16 protein-coding genes, 2 pseudogenes and 1 riboswitch are annotated in these 18487 nt (G+C 66.4%); of the genes and pseudogenes, 13 read left to right on the top strand and 5 right to left on the bottom strand.

Annotated elements, in window-relative coordinates; genetic code table 11:
• Positions 1–21: 21 nt before the first annotated feature.
• Entirely contained in the window at positions 22–1530 is a 1509-nt protein-coding gene (gene gatB, locus C8N32_RS09775) for an Asp-tRNA(Asn)/Glu-tRNA(Gln) amidotransferase subunit GatB (RefSeq protein WP_107892802.1), read from the bottom strand.
• A gap of 152 nt (positions 1531–1682) precedes the next feature.
• On the opposite strand from gatB, the gene C8N32_RS09770 reads away from it, so the two are divergent.
• The gene (locus tag C8N32_RS09770) at positions 1683–2261 is read left to right on the top strand and encodes a transglycosylase SLT domain-containing protein (protein ID WP_107892801.1); all 579 of its coding nucleotides are present in this window, start codon (positions 1683–1685) and stop codon (positions 2259–2261) included.
• 49 nt (positions 2262–2310) lie between these two features.
• Here the strand turns inward: C8N32_RS09770 and rpsD are convergent, their stop codons facing one another.
• The 3 genes from rpsD to C8N32_RS09755 form a co-directional block, all read right to left on the bottom strand.
• Positions 2311–2931, bottom strand: coding sequence for a 30S ribosomal protein S4 (gene rpsD, locus C8N32_RS09765; RefSeq protein ID WP_107892800.1), 621 nt, complete (start codon positions 2929–2931; stop codon positions 2311–2313).
• A 158-nt stretch (positions 2932–3089) separates the two neighbouring features.
• Positions 3090–3491 carry a Cu(I)-responsive transcriptional regulator gene (gene cueR / locus C8N32_RS09760; protein WP_107892799.1) on the bottom strand — a complete coding sequence of 134 codons (402 nt, stop codon included), beginning with the start codon at positions 3489–3491 and terminating at the stop codon, positions 3090–3092.
• The gene (locus tag C8N32_RS09755; RefSeq protein WP_107892798.1) at positions 3488–5911 is read right to left on the bottom strand and encodes a heavy metal translocating P-type ATPase; all 2424 of its coding nucleotides are present in this window, start codon (positions 5909–5911) and stop codon (positions 3488–3490) included. Before C8N32_RS09755 ends, cueR begins: the two co-directional genes overlap by 4 nt.
• Positions 5912–6106: 195 nt before the next feature.
• Between C8N32_RS09755 and C8N32_RS09750 the strand changes: the two genes are divergently transcribed.
• The 11 genes and pseudogenes from C8N32_RS09750 to cobJ all read left to right on the top strand — a co-directional run bounded on the left by C8N32_RS09750 (position 6107) and on the right by cobJ (position 16563).
• Entirely contained in the window at positions 6107–6424 is a 318-nt protein-coding gene (locus C8N32_RS09750; protein WP_107892797.1) for a carboxypeptidase-like regulatory domain-containing protein, read from the top strand.
• Positions 6424–7212, top strand: a complete 789-nt coding sequence (locus C8N32_RS09745; protein ID WP_107892796.1) for a DUF4198 domain-containing protein — start codon at positions 6424–6426, stop codon at positions 7210–7212. Before C8N32_RS09750 ends, C8N32_RS09745 begins: the two co-directional genes overlap by 1 nt.
• Before the next feature lie 4 nt (positions 7213–7216).
• On the top strand, positions 7217–7648 hold the full coding sequence (locus C8N32_RS09740) for a FeoA family protein (protein WP_201132406.1): 432 nt from the start codon (positions 7217–7219) through the stop codon (positions 7646–7648).
• Positions 7641–10124, top strand: coding sequence for a ferrous iron transport protein B (feoB, locus tag C8N32_RS09735; protein WP_107892795.1), 2484 nt, complete (start codon positions 7641–7643; stop codon positions 10122–10124). Before C8N32_RS09740 ends, feoB begins: the two co-directional genes overlap by 8 nt.
• The gene (locus tag C8N32_RS09730) at positions 10121–10348 is read left to right on the top strand and encodes a FeoB-associated Cys-rich membrane protein (protein ID WP_107892794.1); all 228 of its coding nucleotides are present in this window, start codon (positions 10121–10123) and stop codon (positions 10346–10348) included. Before feoB ends, C8N32_RS09730 begins: the two co-directional genes overlap by 4 nt.
• Positions 10349–10400: 52 nt before the next feature.
• Complete coding sequence (tcuA, locus tag C8N32_RS14855) at positions 10401–12821, top strand: FAD-dependent tricarballylate dehydrogenase TcuA (RefSeq protein ID WP_146159700.1); 2421 nt, start codon at positions 10401–10403, stop codon at positions 12819–12821.
• 17 nt (positions 12822–12838) lie between these two features.
• A riboswitch (cobalamin riboswitch) is annotated at positions 12839–13025 on the top strand.
• A gap of 75 nt (positions 13026–13100) precedes the next feature.
• Positions 13101–13729: pseudogene (locus tag C8N32_RS15325) on the top strand (GTP-binding protein); the annotation flags it as partial.
• Positions 13730–13978: 249 nt separating this feature from the next.
• Positions 13979–14427 (top strand): annotated as a pseudogene (locus tag C8N32_RS14960) (cobaltochelatase subunit CobN); the annotation flags it as partial.
• Positions 14428–14459: 32 nt separating this feature from the next.
• Positions 14460–15089: a precorrin-8X methylmutase gene (locus C8N32_RS09705; protein WP_107892791.1), complete on the top strand. Its 630-nt coding sequence runs from the start codon at positions 14460–14462 to the stop codon at positions 15087–15089.
• Between the two features lie 2 nt (positions 15090–15091).
• On the top strand, positions 15092–15814 hold the full coding sequence (cobI, locus tag C8N32_RS09700; RefSeq protein WP_107892790.1) for a precorrin-2 C(20)-methyltransferase: 723 nt from the start codon (positions 15092–15094) through the stop codon (positions 15812–15814).
• On the top strand, positions 15811–16563 hold the full coding sequence (gene cobJ / locus C8N32_RS09695; RefSeq protein ID WP_107892789.1) for a precorrin-3B C(17)-methyltransferase: 753 nt from the start codon (positions 15811–15813) through the stop codon (positions 16561–16563). The genes cobI and cobJ overlap by 4 nt, the downstream gene beginning before the upstream one ends.
• Here cobJ and C8N32_RS09690 read toward each other — a convergent pair.
• Complete coding sequence (locus C8N32_RS09690; RefSeq protein WP_107892788.1) at positions 16536–17291, bottom strand: cobalt-precorrin-6A reductase; 756 nt, start codon at positions 17289–17291, stop codon at positions 16536–16538. The two genes, cobJ and C8N32_RS09690, sit on opposite strands and share 28 nt — an antisense overlap.
• On the opposite strand from C8N32_RS09690, the gene cbiE reads away from it, so the two are divergent.
• On the top strand, positions 17290–18486 hold the full coding sequence (gene cbiE / locus C8N32_RS09685; RefSeq protein WP_107892787.1) for a precorrin-6y C5,15-methyltransferase (decarboxylating) subunit CbiE: 1197 nt from the start codon (positions 17290–17292) through the stop codon (positions 18484–18486). The genes C8N32_RS09690 and cbiE overlap by 2 nt on opposite strands.
• Position 18487: the final 1 nt, after the last annotated feature.

Genomic DNA, 18487 nt, shown 5'->3' with positions numbered 1-18487 from the left:
CAAACGCAAAAGCCGCGCCTGTCAGCCGAGTTTTTGCGCCACGATCCGGTTCACCGCCTTTGGGTTGGCCTTGCCGTCGGTGGCCTTCATGACCTGTCCGACAAACCAACCCGCGAGCTTGGGGTTTCCCCTGGCTTTTTCAACCTGTGCGGGGTTGGCTGCAATGATCTCGTCCACGACCTTTTCGATGGTGGTGGTGTCGGTCACCTGCTTCATGCCCCGCGCTTGCACGATTTTTGCCGGGTCGCCGCCTTCGGTGTAGACGATCTCGAACAACTCTTTGGCGATCTTGCCGGAAATGTCGCCTTTGGCGATCAGGTCGACGATGCCGCCCAGCTGTGCGGGGCTGACCGGGCTTTCGATGATATCCCGGTCGTCCTTTTTCAGACGGCCGAACAGTTCGTTGATGACCCAGTTCGCGGCGATCTTGCCGTCGCGCCCCCGGGCCACCTGCTCGAAATAGGCGGCGGATTCGGTTTCCGCGGTCAGGACGCCGGCGTCATACTCGGTCAGGCCGAATTCGGTGACGAAACGGGCCTTTTTCTCGTCCGGCAGTTCCGGAAGGCTGGCCTGGATATTGTCCACCCAGGCTTGCTCGATCTCCAGTGGCAGCAGGTCGGGACAGGGGAAGTAGCGGTAGTCATGCGCCTCTTCCTTGGATCGCATGGAGCGTGTTTCGCCCTTGTCCGGGTCGTAGAGACGGGTCTCCTGCACCACCTCGCCGCCGTCTTCGAGAATCGCGATCTGGCGGCGGGCTTCATACTCGATGGCCTGCTGGATGAAACGCATCGAGTTCATGTTCTTGATCTCGCAGCGCGTCCCCAGCACCGAATGGTCGCCGGTTTCACGGTATGCCTCATAGGCGCCCGGCTGGCAGACGGAAACGTTCACATCTGCGCGCAGGTTGCCGTTTTGCATGTTGCCATCGCAGGTTCCCAGGTAGCGCAGGATCTGGCGCAACTTGCCGACATATGCGGCGGCTTCTTCCGGGCTGCGGATATCGGGTCGGGAGACGATTTCCATCAATGCGACGCCCGTGCGGTTGAGATCCACGAAGGACATGTTCGGGTCCATGTCGTGGATGGATTTTCCAGCGTCCTGTTCCAGGTGGATACGCTCGATCCTTACCTTGCGGGCAATGCCGGGCCCCATGTCCACCAGCACTTCGCCCTCGCCGACGATGGGGTGGTAGAGCTGGCTGATCTGGTACCCTTGTGGCAGGTCCGGGTAGAAGTAATTCTTCCGGTCGAAGGCCGAAAACAGGTTGATCTGCGCCTTCAGGCCCAGCCCGGTGCGCACCGCCTGTTCCACGCAGAATTCATTGATGACCGGCAGCATGCCCGGCATTGCGGCATCCACGAAGGAGACGTTGGAGTTCGGCTCCGCGCCGAAGCGGGTCGAGGCACCCGAGAACAGCTTGGCCTCGCTGGCAACCTGCGCATGGACCTCCAGCCCGATGACAAGTTCCCAATCCGACCTGGCGCCGGCAATCACCTTTGGGTCTGGGGCTTTGTAGCTGAGGTCGAGCATCTTCTTGTCCTCTTTGGGGTCGGAATGCGTTCTATGGCACGTGCCGCCGGGGGGCAAGTCCGCGTGCGGGGATTCGCCGATAGGGGGGGCTGCACGTTGCATTGCGAAGGCTTTGTTGTCACCATGCGCGCACTCATGGAAACGAGGTTCCGATGCTGCGTGCCCTTGTCTGTTGCCTGCTGTTGGGGGCTTGCTCCGCAGAACCCGGCCTGTCCACCCGAAGCGACCCGATCCGCCCGCAGATGCGCTGGGACCACCGTGCCGAGGCCGAAGACTGGACCAACGCCACGCTGGCGGCGCTGGAAGGTCACGGGGCGGTGCTGACGGATGTGGTTCCCGCCGATATCGCGACCTACTGTCCGGCCTACCCGGAGGCCGGCCCCGCCCAGCGGCGGGCATTCTGGGCGGGGCTTTTTTCGGCGCTGGCCAAGCATGAAAGCACGTGGAACCCTGCCGCCGTGGGCGGCGGCGGGCGCTGGTTCGGGCTGGTCCAGATCGCGCCGGCGACCGCGCGCGGGTACGGCTGTGCGGCGAAAAGCGGCATGGCCCTCAAGGATGGGGTGCTGAACCTGTCCTGCGCGGTACGCATTGCGGCCCATACCGTGCCGCGGGACGGGGTCGTGTCACGGGGAATGCGCGGTATCGCGGCCGATTGGGGCCCGTTTCACAGTGCTGTCAAGCGGGCCGACATCGCCGGGTGGACCGCGTCCCAGAGCTATTGCCGGCAATGAAAAGACCCGCCGCAGTTGCGGCGGGCCCTGAATTCCGGAAAAACGCGGATCAGTTCTGCGCGTAGTATTCGATGACCAGATGGGGTTCCATCTGCACCGCGTAGGGCACATCGCCCAGTGCCGGGGTGCGTACGAAAGTCGCGGTCATCTTGGAATGATCGGCGTCGATGTAATCGGGGACGTCGCGTTCGGCCAGTTGCACGGCTTCCAGAACGCAGGCCAGTTGCCTGGAACGTTCACGAACCTCGATCACGTCGCCTTCCTGAACGCGGTAGGAGGGGATGTTGACGCGCTTGCCGTTCACCAGGACATGGCCGTGGTTGACGAACTGGCGTGCGGCGAAGATCGTCGGTACGAACTTGGCACGATACACGACAGCGTCGAGGCGGCGTTCCAGCAGGCCGATGAGAATTTCCCCGGTGTCGCCGCGCACCCGCTCGGCTTCCGCGAAAATGCGGCGGAACTGTTTTTCCGTCAGGTCGCCGTAGTAGCCTTTCAGCTTCTGCTTGGCGCGCAGCTGGATGCCGAAGTCGGAAAGTTTGCCCTTGCGGCGCTGACCGTGCTGGCCGGGGCCGTATTCGCGACGGTTCACGGGGGATTTCGGGCGCCCCCAGATATTTTCGCCCAGCCGGCGATCGATCTTGTACTTGGCAGACGTGCGTTTGGTCACGGCTGATCTCCTTCGTCAGGTGCCGCAAGCGCGGCGATGAAGGGCGTTGTCCTTTGGCCTAGCCTGACAGGCATCCCCTTGCGGGGGCCACCAACACCAATGAAAACCCGGCCACGCGGGCCGGGACTGGGCTGCTTATACGCGCCCGCGCGGGCCTGTCAACCCGACTTGTCGGGTGCGGCGGCCAGGTCGGCCAGGATCGGGCAGTCGGGCCGGTCGTCCCCGGCACAGCAGGAGACGAGATGCCCCAGCGTGTCGCGCATGTCGCTCAACTCGCCGATTTTCCGCTCTATCCGGGCAAGGTGCTCCTGTGCGATGCGCTTTACGTCCGCGCTGGCGCGGTCCCGGTCTTCGTAAAGCTTCAGCAGGCCGCGGCAGTCCTGGATACTGAAGCCCAGGGACCGCGCGCGGCCAAGGAACGCCAGCTTGTGCAAGTCGCTTTCGCGAAAGCTGCGGTATCCGTTGGCCCCGCGCAGGGGGGCGATCAGGCCGATTTCCTCGTAGTAGCGAATGGTCTTCGCGGGCAGGCCCGAGCGTCGGGCGACGTCTCCGATATTCATGTGGCCTCCTTTGGCATGGCCGGGGCCAGGCGGCGCAGGCGCAGGGCGTTCGACAGGACGAAGACCGACGACAGCGCCATCGCACCGGCCGCCAGAACCGGCGACAGCAAAACCCCCAGCAGCGGGTAAAATACCCCGGCAGCGACAGGAATCAGGGCAGTATTATAGCCGAAAGCCCAGAACAGATTCTGTCGGATGTTGCCCATCGTGGCCTTGGACACGGCGAAAGCGTTCACCACCCCGCGCAGGTCCCCCGACATCAGGACCACGTCCGCGGATTCGATGGCGATGTCAGTTCCGGTGCCGATTGCCACGCCGACATCCGCAGAGGCCAGCGCGGGGGCATCGTTGATGCCATCCCCGACGAAGGCCACCGGGCCGGTGTTGCGCAGGGTTTCCACCGCTTCAACCTTGCCATCGGGCAGAACGCCGGCAACGACCGTGTCGATCCCGGTCTCGCGGGCGATCGCCTCGGCGGTTTCCGCCTTGTCGCCGGTGATCATGGCGACTTTCAGTCCCTGCGCGTGCAGGGCCGCGACCGCTGCGCGGCTGGTCGGCTTGACCGGGTCGGAGACCGCCAGAACGGCGGCCAACTGCCCGTCCACGGCAGCGAACACCGCCGTGCGGCCGCGCCGGGCGAGGTTGGCCTCCACCTCTGCAAGGGGAGCGGTTTCTATCCCTTCCCGTGCCATCAGGCGTTGCGCGCCGACCAGCACCCTGTGCCCCGCGACGCGGGCGTGCAGCCCGTAGCCGGGCAGGGGATCGAACTCTTCCGGCTGTGCAGGGGGCAGGCCTTCGGCCGCCGCCGCGCGCATCAGCGCCGCTGCGATCGGGTGCTCCGAGGCGGATTCCGCCGCTGCGACAAGACCCAGCACCTGTGCCCGTCCGAACCCCGGCGCGAGATGCAGGTCGGTCAGGTCCGGGCGGCCTTCGGTGATCGTGCCGGTCTTGTCGAAAGCGACGGTCCGCACGCCGGTCAGTCGCTGGAGCGCATCGCCCTTGCGAAACAGGACGCCCATTTCCGCCGCGCGGCCCGTGCCGACCATGATCGAGGTGGGCGTGGCAAGCCCCATCGCGCAGGGGCAGGCAATGATCAGAACGGAAACCCCGGCCACCAGCGCCATGGTAAGGGTCGGGCCGAAAATCAGCCATGCCGCAACCGTGATCGCCGCGACGATCAGAACGGCGGGGACAAAGCGCAGGGTGATCCGGTCCACCAGCCTCTGAATAGGCAGTTTCGCGCCCTGGGCCTCCTCGACCATGCGGATGATCCGGGCCAGCGTGCTGTCCGCGCCGACGCGGGTCGCGCGGAAGCGGAAGCTGCCCGCACCGTTCACGGTGCCGCCGGTTACCGCGTCGCCCATGCCCCTGGCCACGGGGAGCGGCTCTCCGGTGATCATGCTTTCGTCGATATGGGACTCTCCGTGGATGATTTCCCCGTCCACGGCGATGCGCTCCCCCGGGCGGACGAGAATCACATCGCCGGAAACGACCCGCTCCAGGGGCACATCCTCGGGCGTACCGTTGCGCAGGATGCGGGCGGTGCGGGGTCGAAGCCCGATCAACCGTTCGATTGCCGCGCCGGTGCGGCCCTTTGCGCGGGCCTCAAGAAAACGGCCAAGCAGAATCAGGGAAACGATCACGGCCGCCGCTTCGTAATAGACCACGCGAACGTCCTCTGGCAGCAGGTCCGGCAGGAATGTTGCAACGACAGAATAGGCATATGCCGCGGAAGTGCCGAGTGCGACAAGGCTGTTCATGTCCGGTGCGCCCTTGAAAAGCGCGGGAAAGCCGGTGGTGTAAAACGCCCGCCCCGGCCACACAAGAACCGCGCTGGTCAGGATGAACTGTACGATCCGGCTTGGCTGTCCCCCCTGCCAGCCGAACAGGTGCCCGCCCATTTCCAGCACAAAAACCGGCAGGGTCAGCGCCGCCGCGATGAGAAACCTGCGCAGGGCAGCGGGGGTATCGTCATGGTGGGTATGGGGCCGGGCCGCTTGCGCAATCTCCGCCGGGTAGCCCGCCTGTGTCACGGCTTGCGCAAGGTCGCGCGGGGTAAGGGCGCCCTCCGCATAGCGGACCGTTGCGCGGCCCGTCGCCTGGTTCACGGCGGCCTCCAGCACGCCGGGCAGGGCGGTCAGGGCCTTTTCCGCGCGTCCCACGCAGGAGGCACAGTTCAGTTTCGAAACCGTCAGGGTCGCTTGCGCGCGCCGTACCGGGTAGCCGGCGTCATCGAGCGTTTGCGCGATTCGCGCGGTGTCTGCCGGGGGCGCGATCCGCAATTGTAGCGTGCCGCTGGCAAGGTTGACCGCCACGTCCGAGACACCCGGCACGGACAAGGCGGCCTTTTCGACCCGGCCCGTACAAGCGGCGCAGTTCATTGACCCGACCGAGAGGCGAAGGGGCTGCGCGTGTGTCATGGTCGACTCCTTGGGATCGTTGTCCTTGTCAGGTAGTGTTTCCAGTCACTGGAAGGTCAAGAGGGTGCCGAGTCCGGGGAGGTCAGAAGGTCGCAGGCCCAATACTTGACTATTTTTGTAGGACAAAATAGGCCTGAAGGCGTTCATGCCCGAGCCATAGCCAGGGCGTTTCTGTCCAATAGCGATGAGGACCCCATGACCAAGCTTCTTTCTCTTTCCGCAGCCGGGGCGATTGCCCTTGGTTTGGCCGGCGCGGTACAGGCACATACGCCGCTTTGCGCCTGTTATGACAATGGCGATGGCACGGCCCTGTGCGAAGGTGGATTTTCCGACGGGTCTTCGGCCTCTGGGGCGATGATTTCGGTGATCGACGGGGCGGGCGCGGTGCTGGTCGAGGGCAAGATCGACAACAACGGCGAGTTCACCTTCGGTATCCCCGATGGCCCCTACACGGTGCTGTTCGATGCTGGCGAAGGCCACAGGATCGAGATCCCGTCCGGGGAGATTTTCTGATGCGCCGCCTGACATTTTCCCTTCTTGCCGCCACCCTTGCGGGCGTGACCCCGGCACTGGCGCATTTTCAACTGGCCTATACGGGGCAGGCGAATCTGGAGGCACCTGCCCGGCTTCCGGTCAAGCTGATCTTCTGGCATCCGATGGAAAACGGTCATGCGATGGACATCGGCCAGCCCGAGGATGTCTTTTACGTTTTCAAGGGAGAACGCCACGACCTGTCGGAGTCCCTGACGCCGATCACGTTTACCGGCGCGCAGAATGCGGCACAGGCCTATGAGGTGACCCTGCCGGTCAAGCGCAACGGCGACTATATCCTGGGTGTCGTCCCCACGCCGTATTACGAAGGCTCGGAGGACATCTACATCCAGCAATTCACCAAGAGTTTCCTCAACAAGGGCGGCATTCCCACGGGTTGGAACGACCCGCTGGGCCTGCCTGCGGAGATCGTGCCGTTGAACAAGCCGACGAATGTGATCGCCGGGTCGACCTTCTCCGGGCGGGTGCTTTCCGCCGGCGCGCCGGTGGCCGGCGCGGAGATCGAGATCGAATACCTTGCCGCGGAGCCGGATACCCAGACCAACACCGTTTCCGCGGTGGCGGCGGGGCCCATGCCGGGGGGCGCGATCGTGGCGATTGCCGATGAAAACGGCGTGTTCACCTTCGGTGTTCCGAAGGCCGGTCACTGGGGTTTCGCCGCGCTGGGGGTCGGCCCGGACACGGAACATGAGGGCAAGGCGCTCAGCCAGGACGCCGTGATCTGGATCAAGGCATATGACCTGAACTAGGCACATGGGTCTGCCGGCCATCGTGGCAGACCCCTTCCCCGGACGGCACAGGCCGTTCCGGGGGCTTTTGACCGACCTTCGGCAGGACATGACAGGACAGGCAATGGGAAACGGTGAATTCGGGCACAAAGGCTGGGGTATGGGCAAGGGGGGGGGGCGCAGGCGTCACGGGCGCGGCTGGTCGGAGGGACCATGCGCGGCCTGTCCGGGCCGCAGTCTGAACGACACCGCGCCGGGCACGACCTGCCGGATTTCGCGGCTTTTGGGATGTGGCCCGATACGCCAGCGGCTGATGGATCTGGGCCTGCATCCCAGCCGCGAGGTCACCGTGATCCGCAGTGCGCCTTTGCGCGATCCGATCGAATTACAGGTCGGAGATACGTTCATAATTCTGCGCCGGCGCGAGGCCGCCCAGGTCGAGGTCGAGCATGTCTGACCGGCTTGTCGTCGCGCTGGCGGGCCAGCAGAACGCTGGAAAATCCACCCTGTTCAACATGCTGACCGGCTTGTCTCAGCACATCGCCAACTATCCCGGCGTGACCGTGGACAAGAAATCGGGAAGCTACACACATGACGGCCGGCGGGTCGAGGTGGTGGACCTGCCCGGCTGCTACTCCCTGACGGTCTATTCACTGGAGGAGCGCGTCGCCCGCCGGTTCCTGCTGGAAGGCCGTCCGGACGTGATCGTCAACGTGCTGGATGCCTCGAACCTGCGCCGTGGCCTGCCGCTGACCTTTCAGCTTCTGGAAATGGGATGTCCCGTTGTCGTTGCCCTCAACATGATGGACGTGGCCGGACAGCGCGGGTTGCAGATCGACCTGCCCGTGCTGGAAAAGCGCCTGTGCGTCCCGGTGGTGCCCGTGGTCGGGCGCAAGGGGCAGGGGGTGGAGACTTTGCGCATCGCCATTGCGGGGGCGCGTGCGTCGCGTCCGGCGACGCTCAATTACGGCCCGTTGGAGGAGGCCGTGGGTGAGGTGCAGCGGGCCGTGGCCGAACAGCCCGCCCTGCGCGACATGTCCGCGCGCTGGCTGGCGGTCAAGCTGCTGGAGGATGATTCCGAGGCGGCGAAACTGCTGTGCGACCGGCTGGAAAACCCGCGCCCGTTACTGGACCTCGCCCACCGTTTGCGCCGCGGTTTCGGACCGGGAAGTGAGGCCGCCGACCAAGTCGGTGCCGCCCGAGACCGGCTGGCGGGCGATATCGTCACCACCTGCGTTGCCGACACCAAGGCCGGTCAGGTCCCGCTGTCGGAGCGGATCGACCGCTTTCTTCTGAACCGATGGCTGGCGCCGGTGTTTCTGGTTGCCACGGTCTGGGCCATTTATCAGCTTTCCATCGTGCAGGGTTACGAACTGACCAAGGTGACCTGGCCGGTTCTCGCAGGCTTTCGCAACCTTGCCTCCGAGGTTCTGCCGGATGCGGGGTTTCTGTACGATCCGCAGGTCCGGTCCCTGGGGCTGTGGATGGTGGATTCCGCCAATACGCTGCTGAACTACGTGCCGATCTTCCTGATCCTGTTCGCGCTGATCGCGGTTCTGGAGGATTCCGGCTACATGGCGCGCATCGCGTTCATCCTGGATCGCATTCTCAACCGCTTCGGGCTGCATGGTCAGTCCACCCTGCCTTTTATTCTGGCCGGGGTGTTCGCAGGGGGCTGTGCCGTGCCCGGCGTGATGGCGACGAAAGGCATCCCCGATCACCGGGCGCGAATGGCGACCATCCTGACCGTGCCGTTCATGAACTGCATGGCCAAGATCCCGCTCTACACACTGCTGATCAACATCTACTTCCCTGAAACCAAGGGGCTGATGCTGTTTTACCTTTCCACCATCACGGTGATCGCCGCGCTTCTGGTGGCGAAACTGCTGACCGTATCGGTCCTGCGGAACGAGGAAACCGCGCCCTTCGTGATGGAACTGCCAAACTATCACCTGCCCACGATCACCGGCGTCTTGCGCCGAGCGTTCGACCGGACGTGGCTTTACATCAAGAAGGTCGGCACCGTTGTGGTGGCGATTGCGGTGGTGATCTATGTGCTGCTGCAATTCCCCGGCGTCCCGGCGGAGCGGCAGGCAGACTACCGGCAACAGGCGGAGACCGCCATCGCAGGGTTCTACGATGCGCTCTCGGGCAACCCGCACCTTGGGGCGGTGGCCTCGCAAGGGGATCTCGTCGATCTCGTCAATGCGTATAGCGCCTACAGGGCGCAAAGGCTGAACGCCGGTGGGCGTGCCGCCGCGCAGGCCCTCGACGATCGCTTTGCCGCACGTCATCCGGACTTCGTGCCCTTTGTCCTGCGCTCCCGCGCGCCGGAGGCACGGGCCGCGGCGCAGGCATTGCGGGACCTGGTCAATACCCGCACGACGCTGCGCCGGGAAATGCGGGAAGACCGGATCGAAAGCAGCCTGCTGGGCCATGTCGGGCGGGGGCTGGAGCCGGTGACACGCTTTGCGGATTTCGACTGGAAGATCAACGTTGCGCTTCTGGCGTCCTTCGCCGCGCGGGAAAGCAGCGTGGCAACGCTGGGGGTTCTGTTCGATCAGGATGACGGGGAAAACGTCCCGCTGGAGCAACGCATGGGCACGGCGCAGAACAGCCAGGGCTATACCGCCCTGTCGGCGGTGGCGCTGATGTTGTTCTTCGCGCTTTACCCACCCTGCCTGGCGACTGTCATCATGGTGCGGGTACAGACCGAAAGCTACATGTGGATGGTCTTCTCGATCGTCTTTCCGACGATTCTGGGGCTTGGTGTGGCAAGCCTGACCTTTACCGTCGGCACCTGGCTGGGGCTGAGCGGAATGCAAACCATGACGGGGGTCTATTTCGGCGCCCTGGCCCTCCTGTTGCTGGTGGCCTTGCCGAAGCCGCGGCTGCATTTGTCCAAAGCCATCCCGGCGGAGGAACGGCCATGACAGATACACCTGCCATCAGTCTTGGCGAGGAGGCGGGCATCACGCTTCTGGAATACGGATTGATCGGCCTTGCGCTTGTCGTGGCGCTGGGGGGTCTTGCCCGCGGGCTGCGCCGCCGCCGCCGCGGGGCCGCGCGGGGCTGTGCGGGGTGCGGCGGATGCAGCGGCGGGCAAAGCTGCCCGATGGTCGATCTGCGCGATCCCAGCCCCCCTGACAAGCTCTGACTGGACCGTTCCCGCCCGATGCAATAGGTCAGGGCCGGAGGGCGATGATGGCATGACCGGGTTTGACACTCCTGCCTGTGCGGATGTTGTGGTGGCCGGCGGTGGCTTTGCAGGTCTTGCCGCCGCGATAGAGACGCGCCTTCAGGGGGCGTCGGTTCTGCTTCTGGAAGCCGCCCCGCCCGTGGCGCGCGGTGGAAACGCCCGCCATTCCCGAAATATCCGTCTGGCGAACGCGGCCCAGACCCCGTTTCAGCGCGGCAGCTACCCGGTCGAAGAGTATCTTGCCGACCTGTCAGGGCTGGCCCCGCCGCGCCCGGCCCTGGCCCGACAGGTGGTGCAGGATTCGGCTGACCTGGGCCACTGGATGGCCGGTCAGGGCATACGATTCGAGCCGTGGTCCGCTGGCAACCTGCCTTATTCCCGCAAGACGATGTTCCTGCGCGGCGGCGGGCAGGCGATGGTAAACGCGTTGTACGCCCGGGCGGAGGCCTTGGGGGTTCAGGTCGCCTATGATACCCGCCTGACGGACCTGCCCGCGGCCGCGATGGTGCAGGATACCCCCCTGGAGCTTGCGGCGCGATCCCCGCGCGGCCCGTGGCCGGTGCGTGCGGGGGCGGTAGTGCTGGCCTGCGGGGCGGCGTTGCCGCAGGGCGTCGCAAATCGGGGAACGCCTTTTCAGCGGGGGGAGCTTCTGGCCTGGCTTGTGGAGCATGGCGCGGCAGAGATCGGCTCGCCGGGACAGGCACATCTGGTGGCCGTGGATGCCCGTGCACCGCAGGACGATGCCGGGATCGTCAGTCGGATGGATGGCATGGCGATGGGAATAGTCGTCGGATGTGACGGGGCACGTTTCCAGGACGAGGGTGCGACGCTGACCCCCGCGCGGTTTTCCCGGTGGGGGCAGATCCTTGCCGCGCGGGGGGACGGCGCCGCCTGGCTGGTTCTGGATGCGGACGGGGCGGCGCGCCTGCCGCCGCTTCTTTATCCGCCGCTGCGCGCCGAAACGCTCCGGGCCCTGGCCGGTCTGTGCGGGATCGATCCGCAGGGTCTTGCCCGGACCGTGACGGAATATAACCGCGCGGTGCAGGAGGGGGCGCCGCCCGATCCGCCGCACACAGCGCCGGCACCGCCGCTCCTGCGGCCGCCGTTTGCGGCTTTTCCGATGCGGCCCGGCGCGGCGTTTTCCCGCCATGGCGTCGCCGTGGACAGCGACGGTCGGGTCGAGACTGCCTTTGGAGAGTCGTGTCCGCGCTTGTTCGCGGCGGGGGCGCTGATGGCCCCGGCCGTTCTGGGGGAGGGGTACGTCTCCGGTGCGGCGCTGGCGATCGCGGGGGTGTTCGGGCGGCGCGCGGGTCGTGCCGCAGCCGATGCCGGCGCGACGGGCGTGGCCCCGCGCCTGCCCCGGCCCGCTTTTCCCGCCTCGCCCCCGCCTGCGGGCGACCCGCTGGAGGAGGCCGCCCGCGTGCTCAATATCTGTAACACCTGCGGCTTCTGTTCCGGGCTGTGCGATGTCTTTCCGGCGGCGCAACTGCGCGAAGGTCTGGCCAGGGGCGACATCCGCCATCTTGCACATCTGTGCCACGATTGCCGGTCATGTTTTTATGATTGTCAGTACGTGCCCCCCCACGATTTCGCCGTGAACGTACCGCAGACGCTCTCTGCGGTGCGGATGGTCGAATACGGGGGGGGGGCATCCATGCCGTGGAGGGTTTTCCTGGCCTGCACACTGGGCCTGCCGTTATTGGTGCTGGGGCTGATCCCGGCAGAGGTGCTGTTCTCCGCCCATCAGGGGCCGGGCGCGTTTTACCGCGTGATTCCCCATGGTGTGATGTCGGGGTTGGCGGGGCTGGCCCTTGGCGGTGCGGCGGCGGGGCTGACGTGGCGGGTGTGGCGGTTCTGGCGCGCGGGGCGGGGGCCGCAGGTGCGCCTTGGCCCGCGCGCGATTCTGTGGGCGCTGTGGGATGTGGCCAGCCTGCGCAACCTTGGGGACTGTGAAACCCGGCACGGTACGACCGGTCGTGCGCGGCGATGGGCCCATCATGCGCTGGCCTATGGATTCGGGCTGACCTTTCTGGCGACGCTTTGGGCCGGCGGGCTGCATGCCGCCGGCCAGTCCGCGCCTTACCCGATGTTTAGCCCGCCGGTCCTTCTGGGGGCGCTGGGAGGGGCTGGTATGCTGGCGGGGGTTGTCGGTCTTGGCTGGCTGCGCGGCCGGGCTGACCGCGCCCCGGCTGCGCCTGCCCAGGAGGCAGCGGATCGGGGGGCGCGCCGGGCTCTGGGCACCGTTGCGGCCAGCGGGCTGGCATTGCTGACGTTCCGCGACACGGCCGCGATGGGGCTTTTGCTGGCGCTGCATCTGGGCAGTGTGCTGGGGCTGGGGCTGGGGGTGCCGTTTGGCAAGCTTTCGCACGGGGGGTACCGGGCTGTCGCGCTTCTGCGCAACAGGGCGGAGCGGGCGCACCGTCAGCCTTGACAATCCCGTGCGCGGTGGCGCATGTCGCCCCCTCTGGTGCCTGTTGTCGCAGACAGGCGGAAAGGGAATGCAGACCGCAGCCGCCCCCGCGGCCGTAACCGGTGAGGAGCCCGTGCCACTGGCCGAAAAGCCGGGAAGGCCGGGATGCTGACAGGCCCCCCTGAAATCCGCAAGCGGGAGACCTGCCAGCGCCACGACGTTAAACCGGGCGGGGTGTTCCGGTGACGGATCCGGCCCAAGGCCCGCCATCTGCCCTTGCCCCCAAGCGGGGGGATTGGCATGAGCGACCTGACCAAGCTGCCTGTAACCGTGATTGCCGGGTTTTGAGGGTTGGGAGACGACCCGCATTCGCCACCTGATACAAACCCTGCAAGCCAGGCGCCTTGCGGTGGGGGCAAACGAATTCGGCGATGCCGGTGTGGACGGAGAGATCCTGAAATCCTGTTCCTCTCCCGGATGATCGGCGGAAAACATCATGGAACTGGCGAATGGTTGTATCTGCTGCACCGTGGCCGAGGATTTCACCCCGACCATCGAGGCGCTGATGGCACTTGACCCGCGCCCGCATCACGATTGACGGAATGATCGCACTGGCCGACGCGGAGGCCGTGGCAGCGGGTCGGTTCGCCCCCGCCCGCGCGGCGCCGGAAATCCGGCGCGCCGCCGATGACAGCCCTGATCACGAGACGCCGCTTTCCGAGGTCTTCGAGGATCAGCTTTCCTGTGCGGATATCGTGCTGTTGAGCGAGCCTGACCTGGCCGGGGTTGGGGTGTGGCCCGCGCGCGCCGCCATCGCCGCAAGACTCCCCCGCCGGGTGCCCGTCATCGAAACCCGCGGAAGCAGGGTGGATGTGCGCGTGGTGCTGACCTTTTACCGCGCCTGCCTGACGGCAGCGGACCTGCAACCGGAGCGCGCCAGCCCCCTATGCACGATGCGGAATATCGCGACATTTTACCCCCGCCGCGCCACGGCTATGTCGCGTTTTACCTGTGGTTGCGGTCGCAGGTGGTGGACGCGCTGGTCCATATGGGGTGCATGGCACGCTGGAATGGTCGCCGGGCAAGGCCGTCGTGTTGTCCGGCCTCTGCTGGCCCGAGGCGCTGACCGGGGATCTGCCGGGGTGGTTTACCCCTTCATCGCGAACGACCCCGGTGAGGCCGCGCAGGCACTGACCGGCGGGCGTGCCCTGCTCCATCACCTGGGGACAACACCGATCCGGCCCGTCCCCGCGCCCGGACGCTGACGCAGGAAATCGCCCGCGTGGTGCGTGCCCGGGCCGCCAATCCCGGCTGGATCGCCGGAATGAAGCGCCATGGCTTTCGCGGTGCGGCGGAGATTGCGGCGACGCTGGAGCATCTCGCCGCGTTCGCGCAGCTTGCCCATGTCGTCCCCGGTCACCTGTTCGATGCGTATTTCGACGCCACGCCGGGCACTCCGGATACGCTGGCCTTCCTGCAAGATACGCTGGCCTTGCTGCAAGAGACCAACCCGGCGGCCTGTGCCGCGATGCGCGCGCGGTTTGACGCCTTGCATCGCGGGGGTATTTGGCAGACAAGACGCAATTCCATCGCGGCGGCGCTGGGATCGGACCCTGTCCGCGCTTGACGCCGCGTGCCCCCGGTGAAAAAGAGCCTGCCATGCCGTATGAATATGAAAAAGACGGGGCTGCGATTTACAAGCGGTCTTTCGCCACCATCCGCGCCGAATCCGATCTGGCCCGCTTTGACGCCGATGAGGAACAGGTCGCGGTGCGGATGATACATGCCGCCGGCATGGTGGAGCTTGCTCCGCATATTCGCTTTTCGCCTGGTTTCGTGGCCCGTACCCGCGCGGCGCTGGAAGGGGGGGCGCCGATTCTGTGCGATGCGCGGATGGTATCCGAAGGGGTCACGCGATCTCGCCTGCCCGCGGAGAACCGCGTGATCTGCACCCTTCAGGCGGAGGATGTCGTGCAGCGGGCCGCCCGGATGGGCAACACCCGCTCTGCCGCGGCGCTGGAGTTGTGGCGACCGCATCTGGCCGGCGCGCTGGTGGCCATCGGCAATGCGCCGACGGCGCTTTTCCACCTGTTGAACATGTTGGAAGATCCGGCCTGCCCGCGCCCGGCGGGCATTATCGGTTGCCCGGTTGGGTTTGTCGGGGCGATGGAGTCCAAGGCGGCGCTCTGGCAGGCGCAGCCCGTGCCCTGCTGCATTGTCGCAGGCCGTCTGGGGGGCAGCGCCATCACCGTGGCCGCGATCAACGCCATCGCCAGCCGGAGGGAGTAGACATGGGCACGATCCATGGTCTCGGTCTCGGTCCGGGGGATCCGGACCTGATGAGCCTGCGCGCCGCCCGGCTTCTGGGGCAGGCGCGGCACGTGGCCTATTTCCGCAAGGCGGGCCGGGAAGGTCAGGCGCGGCGCATCGTGGAGGGGCTGATCCCCGGTGAGGCGGCCGAGATCCCCATGGAATACCCCGTCACGACGGAAATCCCTTTTGACGACCCGCAGTATAACAAGGTGTTGTCCGCCTTTTATGCCGATTGCAGCGCCCGGTTGCGTGCCCTGGCAGAGGCGGGTGAGGATGTCGTGGTCCTGTGTGAGGGGGACCCGTTCTTCTACGGGTCGTTCATGCATCTCTACACCCGGCTGCATGGTGCTGTTCGGGTGGAGGTGGTGCCCGGCATTACCGGCATGTCGGCGGCCTGGACTGCCACGGGTCAGCCTGTGACCTGGGGCGACGATGTGCTGAGCGTATTGCCCGCCACTTTGCCCGAGGAGGCTCTGGCACGGGGGATTGCCGGGGCGGACGCGCTGGTTTTCATGAAGATCACTGCCCATCTGAACAAGCTGCGCCGGGTGTTGGAGGCCGCAGGGCGCCTGGAGGACGCGTGGCTTGTGCAGAACGCCGCGATGCCGGAGCAGGCCGTGCTGCCCCTGCGGAATTTTCCGGGGAACAAGACGCCCTATTTCTCGATCGTTGTGGTGCATGGGCAGGGACGCAGGCCATGAGCGGATGGATCGTTATTGCCGGGCTTGGCCCCGGCGCGGAAGAGCTTGTCACGCCGGAGGTGCGCGCCGCGCTGGCGCGGGCCACCGATGTGGTGGGCTATATTCCCTATGTCGCCCGCGTGGCCGAACGCCCCGGCCTGACCCTGCACGCCAGCGACAACCGGGTGGAGTTGGACCGGGCCCGCCACGCCCTTGAAATGGCCCGGGCGGGGGGGCGTGTCGTGGTTGTGTCTTCGGGGGATCCGGGGGTGTTTGCCATGGCTTCGGCGGTGTTCGAGGCCGTGGAGGTCGGCCCGCCGGCGTGGCGCGACCTTGATATCCGGGTACTGCCGGGCATCACCGCGATGCTGGCCGCAGCGGCCAGGGCGGGTGCCCCGCTGGGTCATGATTTCTGTGCGATCAATCTCAGCGACAACCTCAAGCCCTGGGCGCTGATCGAAAAGCGGTTGCGCCTGGCCGCGCAGGCCGATTTCGCAATGGCGTTCTATAACCCGCGTTCCCGCGCGCGCCCGGAAGGGTTCACCCGTGCACTGGAGGTGTTGCGCGCGGAATGTGCCGACGACCGCCCGGTGATCTTTGCCCGTGCCGTCAGCACGCCGGAGGAAACGCTGCGTGTCGTTCCCCTGCCGCAGGCTGCGCCCGACATGGCGGACATGCGCACCGTGGTTCTGGTTGGGTCTTCACGCACGCGGATCATTGCCCGCGACGGCACCCCCATTGTCTACACGCCGAGATTTGCCCCGGAATGAGCCAGCCACGTGAAAACCTGTGCCGGGCTGTGCAACTCGGTCCGCTCGGGCAGGGCGGGGCGGTCGATCATCAGGACCGGCAGGCTCAGCGCCCGTGCGGCCTCGATCTTTGCCCGCGCGCCGGAGCCGCCGGCATTCTTCGATACGATCAGGTCGATGCCGTACCGGCGCATCAGGGCGGTATCGTCCCCGACAGTGAATGGCCCGCGCGACACGATGACCACGTGTTCGGGCAGGGGCGGTGGGCTGGCGGGGGTATCGACAAGGCGCAGCAGGTAGAAATGCTGCGGGCGGGTGGCAAAGGCCGCCAGGTGCATCCGGCCCAAGGCCAGGAAAACCCGGCGTGCGGTGCCCGCCAGCGCGGTGACCGCGGCGGGGATGTCCGGCACATGTTGCCAGCGGTCCGTGGCGGTTTCGTCCCATGCCGGGCGGGACAGCGCCGCCATTGGCACGCCGGCTTGCGCGCAGGCGGCCACTGCGTTGCGACTTATCCGTGCGGCAAAGGGGTGGGTGGCGTCGATCAGGTGGGTTATCCTGTGCCGGAGGAGATAGGTGGCCAGCCCGTCCACGCCGCCAAATCCGCCCACCCGCACCGGGATGGGCTGGGGCTTGGGCCGTTCCACCCGGCCCGCAAAGGACAGCGTGGCCGGAACCCCGCGCGCGGCGACCTCATGGGCCAGTGCGGTGGCTTCTGTCGTGCCGCCAAGGATCAGAAGGTTGGGCTGCATGGCTGAGATTCCGTGGCTGACGATCATCGGGCTGGGCGAAGATGGCCCGGACGGCCTGCCCGCCGCAAGTCGTCATGCGCTGGAGGCTGCGGAATTTGTCATGGGGCCGCCCCGGCATCTGGCGCTTTTGCCGGGGCTGAGCGCAGAACCCGTTGAGTGGCCGGTGCCTTTTGCCGATGGGCTGCCCCGACTGTTGGCGCTGCGGGGGTACAAGGTGGTGGTGCTGGCTTCGGGCGATCCGTTCTGGTTCGGTGCGGGCCGGGTCATCGCCCGCCACCTTGCGCCGGGGGAATGGCGGGCGTTGCCGGGGCCGTCGGTGTTTTCATGGGCCGCCGCGCGGCTGGGCTGGCCGTTGGAGCGTACGGCCTGTGTTGGCCTGCACGCCGCACCGCTGGAGCGGGTGCGCCCGCATCTTGTGCCGGGGCAACGGGTCATCGTGCTGTTGCGCGATGGGGCGGCGGTGGCGGATCTGGCTGCGTATATGTGCGCTCTGGGCTTTGGCGACAGCCCCCTGTGGGTCATGGAGGCCCTGGGCGGCCCGCGGGAGCGTTTGCGTGAGACCACGGCCGCAACGCTGAATTTCAAAGATATTCTTCATCCGGTATGTGTCGGGCTGGAATGTGCCGGGGGGGCGGGGTTGCCCTGTGCCAGCGGTTGGCCTGACGCCCTTTTCGACCATGACGGCCAGATCACCAAGCGCCCGATGCGGGCGCTGACGCTTTCGGCCCTTGCCCCCCGCGCGGGAGAGGCGCTGTGGGATATCGGCGGCGGGTCTGGCTCTGTCGGGATCGAGTGGCTGGCCTGCCATCCGGCCAATTCCGCGACAGCGGTGGAACCGGACCCCATCCGTGCGGCGCGGATCGTGGAAAATGCCAGGGCGCTGGGGCAGGATCGGCTGCGCGTTATAGAAGGGCGCGCGCCGGAGGCGCTGGAAGGGCTGGATCTGCCCGATGCCGTATTCATCGGCGGTGGAGTTTCGCAAGAGATGCTGGATTGGCTGTGGGGGCGCCTGTCTTCGGGGACGCGGCTTGTCGCCAATGGCGTGACGCTGGAAGCCGAGGCGCTTCTGGCGCGGGGACAGGCCGAGAGAGGGGGACATCTTCTGCGGGTGGACCTGGCCGAGGCCGCCCCCCTTGGCCGCAAGCGTGGCTGGCGCGCGGCCTTTCCGGTGGTGCAATGGAGTGTAACGCTTTGAG

The organism is Rhodovulum imhoffii, assembly GCF_003046545.1.
GTDB classification, from domain to species: domain Bacteria; phylum Pseudomonadota; class Alphaproteobacteria; order Rhodobacterales; family Rhodobacteraceae; genus Rhodovulum; species Rhodovulum imhoffii.
The sequence above is the reverse complement of the archived record's forward strand: the minus strand, read 5'-3'. Positions and strand labels throughout refer to the sequence as shown.

Bases quoted from the DNA above. Each gene is read 5' to 3' on its own strand.
- gatB (WP_107892802.1), bottom strand. From the start codon at position 1,530: ATGCTCGACCTCAGCTACAAAGCCCCAGACCCAAAGGTGATTGCCGGC.
- C8N32_RS09770 (WP_107892801.1), top strand. From the start codon at position 1,683: ATGCTGCGTGCCCTTGTCTGTTGCCTGCTGTTGGGGGCTTGCTCCGCA.
- cueR (WP_107892799.1), bottom strand. From the start codon at position 3,491: ATGAATATCGGAGACGTCGCCCGACGCTCGGGCCTGCCCGCGAAGACC.
- C8N32_RS09755 (WP_107892798.1), bottom strand. From the start codon at position 5,911: ATGACACACGCGCAGCCCCTTCGCCTCTCGGTCGGGTCAATGAACTGC.
- C8N32_RS09750 (WP_107892797.1), top strand. From the start codon at position 6,107: ATGACCAAGCTTCTTTCTCTTTCCGCAGCCGGGGCGATTGCCCTTGGT.
- C8N32_RS09745 (WP_107892796.1), top strand. From the start codon at position 6,424: ATGCGCCGCCTGACATTTTCCCTTCTTGCCGCCACCCTTGCGGGCGTG.
- C8N32_RS09740 (WP_201132406.1), top strand. From the start codon at position 7,217: ATGGGTCTGCCGGCCATCGTGGCAGACCCCTTCCCCGGACGGCACAGG.
- feoB (WP_107892795.1), top strand. From the start codon at position 7,641: ATGTCTGACCGGCTTGTCGTCGCGCTGGCGGGCCAGCAGAACGCTGGA.
- C8N32_RS09730 (WP_107892794.1), top strand. From the start codon at position 10,121: ATGACAGATACACCTGCCATCAGTCTTGGCGAGGAGGCGGGCATCACG.
- tcuA (WP_146159700.1), top strand. From the start codon at position 10,401: ATGACCGGGTTTGACACTCCTGCCTGTGCGGATGTTGTGGTGGCCGGC.
- C8N32_RS09705 (WP_107892791.1), top strand. From the start codon at position 14,460: ATGCCGTATGAATATGAAAAAGACGGGGCTGCGATTTACAAGCGGTCT.
- cobI (WP_107892790.1), top strand. From the start codon at position 15,092: ATGGGCACGATCCATGGTCTCGGTCTCGGTCCGGGGGATCCGGACCTG.
- cobJ (WP_107892789.1), top strand. From the start codon at position 15,811: ATGAGCGGATGGATCGTTATTGCCGGGCTTGGCCCCGGCGCGGAAGAG.
- cbiE (WP_107892787.1), top strand. From the start codon at position 17,290: ATGGCTGAGATTCCGTGGCTGACGATCATCGGGCTGGGCGAAGATGGC.
- C8N32_RS09690 (WP_107892788.1), bottom strand. From the start codon at position 17,291: ATGCAGCCCAACCTTCTGATCCTTGGCGGCACGACAGAAGCCACCGCA.